Here is a 4,626-nt window from a genome sequence, read left to right as displayed (position 1 = left end):
CGGCCCGGCGATCACCGGCAGGTGGCGGCGTTCCCGGAACACCAGCAGCCGATCGCCGGCAAGTCGCAGGCGGCAGCGGCCCAGGGTGCGACCCAGCAGCGCACCGAGGCCGAGCGAGCCGGCCAGGCGCTCGACCGCGTCGAACGGCGCGGCGGCACCGCCGATGCAGGCGGTGACGGAGTCGAGGAGACGGCGGGCGATTTCCGGGTCCGCCTCGCGCAGCGCCGGCAGCGCGACCACGGCATAGCCCGCGGGATCCAGCGTCACGGCGCGGCGGATCAGGTCGCCGGTGATCCGGTCGAGCGCCGCCCGGGCCTGTCCGGCGCGGCGGGCCAGTGCGACCAGCCGGTCGTCGGTCAGCCCCTCGGCCGCCAGCACCGCATGGGCGGCGCGCAGCCGGCCCCTGGCATAGCGGATGCGGCGGTTGGAGGGGTCGTCGACCGGCACCACGCCGAAGCCGGCGCAGGTCGCCACCAGCCGGGCCTTGGGCAGGTCCAGCAGCGGCCGCAGCAGGCGGCCCCAGGGCGCAGGGCGCCACGGCGCCATGCCGGCCAGCCCGTCGATGCCGCTGCCCTTGGCCAAGCGCAGCAGCACGGTCTCGGCCTGGTCCTCACGGTGATGCGCCACGAGCAGATCGCGGATGCCGGCGGCACGGCAGGCTGCCTCAAGCAGGGCGTAGCGCGCACGGCGCGCAGCATCCTGCGAGGCCTGGCCCGGGGCGTTGGCCCAGGGAAGAATGCGGTGCGGAATGTTGTGCAGGGCAAGGGAAGCGCCGACGGCGGCGGCTTCGATGGTCGAGTCCGGACGCAACCGGTGGTCGACCGTCAGGGCGAGGATGTCGCCACCCTGTTGCCGGACCCAGCGGGCGGCGAGGAGGCAGAGCGCCATGCTGTCCGGGCCGCCCGAGACGGCGACGGCAAGGCGGGGCGGCCGGTCGAACGGGCCGAGGCGGTCGAGACGCGCAGCGAAGTCATCATCCGTGACGGCAACGGGGGTGACAGCATCAGGCGTGACGGCATCGGGCGTGACCGGGTCATGCATGCATCAGCAGCGGAGCAGCGCCCGCTGGTTCTCGGCCCGGCGCAGCAGGGCGGGCGAGGCATCCGGATATTGCGACAGCACCTGGCCGAAGGCGCTGCAGGCCGAACCGCTCTGGCGGGCGGCGAGCAGGGATTCAGCAACCCGCATCAGCGTGTCGGGCGCCTTCGGCCCCTGCGGGTCGGCCGACCAAGCGGCGTTGAAGGCATTGGCGGCCTCGCCCGGACGGCCCTTCGCGAGAAGGGCCTCCCCGAGCCAGTACTGGGCATTGTTCGCCAGGCCACCGCTGGGATCGGTGGCGATGACCTGGTTGAAGCCGGCGATGGCGCCGTCATAATTGCCCTGGTTGTACAGGCCCTGGGCCTGGTTGTACTGGGCCGTCGCGTCGCCCGGCGCCGCGGCGAAGCCGTATTGCGACGGTGGGGCGACGCCATCCTGCGCCACCGGCGCCGCGCCTTGATCGGCCACGCCCTGATCCAGCGAACTGGTCTCCTGCGGCGCGATGCCGGTTTCGTCGTCCGGGGCCAGCGGCCCGGCGTCGGAGCGCTTGGGCGGCACCAACGGCGTCGGCGCGAAGGGCTGCGGCGTCCGCGGCGCGTTGCTCTGCGTCGGAGCCTTGCGCGACGGTGCGGCCGGCGCCGGATGCGCGGACTTGCCGGAACCGTCGCCTTCCAACGTGGTCAGGCGGAAATCGATGTCGGCCAGCGCCCGCTTCAACTGGTCGCTGAGCTGCTGGTTCTGATACTGCAGCTGTTCGATCTGCCCGGTCAGCTGGGAGATCTGCTGTTCCAGCGTGCTGACCCGGACCTCGAGCTGGGCTTCGTAGGTCTGGGCCCGGGCGGGCCCGGGCGGGGCCAGGATCGCGACGGCGGCTGCCGCCACTGCAAGAAAACTCCATCGCCATTGCGAAGCCGGCATCTGCCTTCACCTCCTCAGGTTCTGGGGCCCGAGCGGAGCGACCCCACCGGCGGAAAAAGAACGCGCCGGTCACAGCGGGCAACGGCAAGGCCGTCGCCGCCGTTCCGGCGCGCTGGAGATTTGCGGATCGGCGGACTGCCCCAGGGGGCGGCCCGCCGATGACGCAGGATCAGTTGACGACGGTGACCGCGCGGCGATTCTGCGCCCAGGCCGACTCATCGTGACCCGGAACCGCCGGGCGCTCCTTGCCGTAGCTGATCGTGGTGATCCGCGACGGCTGGACGCCATTGGCGATCAGGTAGTTGCGCACCGAGTTGGAGCGGCGGTCGCCGAGGGCGAGGTTGTACTCGCGGGTGCCGCGCTCGTCGGCATGGCCTTCGATGATCACCGAGACGTTGCTGTACTGGCTCAGCCAACCGCTCTGCTTGGTGAGCGTGGCCTGGCCCTCGGAGTTCACATCATAGCCGTTGAGCGAGAAGAACACCCGGTCGCCGATGTTCTGGGCCAGATCCTGCTGGGAGCCGGGGACGGCCGTGCCGGCGCTGTTGAGGCCGCCCGCGCCATTGGCGTCGGCACCAGTCTTGGAGGAACTGCAGGCCGAGGCCAGCAGCATAGCCCCCATGAGGGCCACAATCTTGAGACGCATGGTTTATTGCCCCTGAGGTGGATCCGACTTCAAAGATCTGAAATCGGGTGACGGAAAAGCAGGTTGACGCCCACTTCGCAAGGTATTTCTAACATTTCCGAAGCTTTTGGTCACGGCAGCAGCGGCGACCATGCGGCATCGGAGGCATCGAAGGGCGTCGGCACGGCCGAGCTGACCCGCCCGGTGATGTCGACGGTGACCAGCTTGGAGGTGCCGCCGCTGCTGGCGGTGTACATCAGCACCCGGCCATTCGGCGCCCAGGTCGGGCCTTCGGCGAGGAAGCCGGAGGCCAGGTCGTGTTCGCCGGTGCCGTCGGTGCGCATCACCCCGATCGAGAACTGGCCGCCCGAGATCTTGGTGAAGGCGATCAGGTCGCCGCGCGGCGACCAGACCGGCGTGGCGTAGCGGCCGTCGCCGAAGCTGAGCCGGCGCACGCCGGAGCCGTCCGACTGCATGATGTAGAGCTGCTGGCTGCCGCCGCGGTCGCTCTCGAACACGATCTGCGACCCGTCCTTGGAATAGGAGGGCGAGGTCTCGATCGACGGGTCCGAGGTCAGCCGCTGCACCGACCGGGTGCGCAAATCCTGGACGTAGATGTCGGTGTTGCCGGCCTGCGCCATGCTGAAGATCACCCGGTTGCCGTCCGGGCTGAAGCGCGGCGAGAAGGTCATGCTGGCGAAATCACCCAGCGATTCCTGACGGCCGCTGCCGAGGTCGAGCAGATAGACCCGCGGCTTGTTGTTCACATAGGCCAGGTAGGTGATCTGCTGCGTGCTGGGCGAGAAGCGCGGCGTCAGCACCAGCTGCGAGCCATCGGTCAGGAACTGATGGTTGGCGCCGTCCTGATCCATGATCGCCAGGCGCTTGACCCGGTTGGTTTCCGACCCCGTCTCGGAGACATAGACGATGCGGGTGTCGAAATAGCCATCCTCGCCGGTGACCGCGCGATAGATCTCGTCGGCGATCTTGTGGGCGACGCGGCGCATCAGGGCGCTGTCGCCGGTCAGGGTCAGGCCGGTCAGCTGCTGTTCGGCCGAAACGTCCCAGAGCCGGAAGTCGACATCGTAGCGGCCGTCGCCGCGCGGCCGGACCTGGCCGGTGACCAGGGCCTGGGCCGCCAGCACCTTCCAGTCGGCGAAGCGCACGCCCTGCTGCAGCGATGCCGCGTCCTGGGTGAAGGCGCGCGGATCGATCGGCGCGAACAGGCCGGAACGCTGCAGATCGGCGGAGATGATCTGACTGATCTGGCTGCCGACGGGATCACCGGGGAACTCGGTGATCGCGATCGGCATCGGCTGGGTCACGCCCTGGTTGATGTCGATGCGAACTTCGGCCTTGGACGGGGTGGCCGCCAGCGCAAAGGAAGCCACCGCAGCCAGGGCGGCCAGTGTGTTCAGGAGGAAGCCTCGTTTCATCGTCTGCACCTCAGGTCCTGGCTGTCAGAAGAAGTCTTTAGGGTCGAACACGAGAAGGAACGTGTCGTTCGGCCATCCCGTGCCGGGCATCGGCCAGGGTTGGCAAGCGGGGTTTACCACGGCGCGGCGCGCCGCGTTGCCCCAGGCGACATCCCCACCGTTGTCTTCGACCGTCACATCCTTGGGAAGGATCGTGCCGTCGGGCTGAATGGCGGCCACCCGGATCTTCACGATCGGCTTGTTGAGAGCCGACGTGTCGATGTTCCAGCATTGCTTGACCTTATCCCGGATGGCGCCCTCGTCACCGCGGGACAACCGCGTCGCCGTCCCGCCCTGCCCGGTCCGGCGCTGCGCCCGGGTCGATGGCTGGGCGGACTGGCGCCCCTCCGGCTGGCCGGAGAGCAGGTTGCCGATCTCATCACTCGATTGTGACGTCTGCGCCGACGGGGTGGTCCGCGTCGGCGTGGCGGCCGCCGGAGCGGCGGCCGGCGCTTTCGGCCGGGGACCTGGACGCGGCGCATCGGCCGCCGCGATCGCCATCGGGTCGGCCTCAGCCGTCTGGGCCGCCGGCGGCGGCGGTGGGGGAGAGGTTGGCGTCGGCTCGGCCGT

The 4,626-nt window shown here is 69.8% G+C and carries 5 protein-coding genes; all 5 read right to left on the bottom strand.

Annotated elements, in window-relative coordinates; all coding sequences use genetic code 11:
• Positions 1–1,041 (bottom strand): tRNA lysidine(34) synthetase TilS (gene tilS / locus AC3XYG_RS17975; RefSeq protein WP_489141222.1); only part of this gene is annotated, 1,041 nt, incomplete at its 3' end.
• Positions 1,042–1,044: 3 nt separating this feature from the next.
• Entirely contained in the window at positions 1,045–1,920 is an 876-nt protein-coding gene (gene ybgF, locus AC3XYG_RS17970; RefSeq protein WP_489141221.1) for a tol-pal system protein YbgF, read from the bottom strand.
• A gap of 205 nt (positions 1,921–2,125) precedes the next feature.
• Positions 2,126–2,602 carry a peptidoglycan-associated lipoprotein Pal gene (pal, locus tag AC3XYG_RS17965; RefSeq protein ID WP_489141220.1) on the bottom strand — a complete coding sequence of 159 codons (477 nt, stop codon included), beginning with the start codon at positions 2,600–2,602 and terminating at the stop codon, positions 2,126–2,128.
• A 110-nt stretch (positions 2,603–2,712) separates the two neighbouring features.
• Positions 2,713–4,026, bottom strand: a complete 1,314-nt coding sequence (gene tolB / locus AC3XYG_RS17960) for a Tol-Pal system beta propeller repeat protein TolB (protein WP_489141219.1) — start codon at positions 4,024–4,026, stop codon at positions 2,713–2,715.
• Between the two features lie 15 nt (positions 4,027–4,041).
• Positions 4,042–4,557: a cell envelope integrity protein TolA gene (tolA, locus tag AC3XYG_RS17955; protein ID WP_489141218.1), complete on the bottom strand. Its 516-nt coding sequence runs from the start codon at positions 4,555–4,557 to the stop codon at positions 4,042–4,044.
• Positions 4,558–4,626 lie beyond the last annotated feature (69 nt).

This window comes from Inquilinus sp. (genome assembly GCF_057815775.1).
This window is presented reverse-complemented; position numbering and strand designations above follow the sequence as displayed.

Coding starts and splice junctions, on each gene's coding strand:
- pal (WP_489141220.1), bottom strand. CDS start 2,602: ATGCGTCTCAAGATTGTGGCCCTCATGGGGGCTATGCTGCTGGCCTCG.
- tolA (WP_489141218.1), bottom strand. CDS start 4,557: ATGGCGATCGCGGCGGCCGATGCGCCGCGTCCAGGTCCCCGGCCGAAA.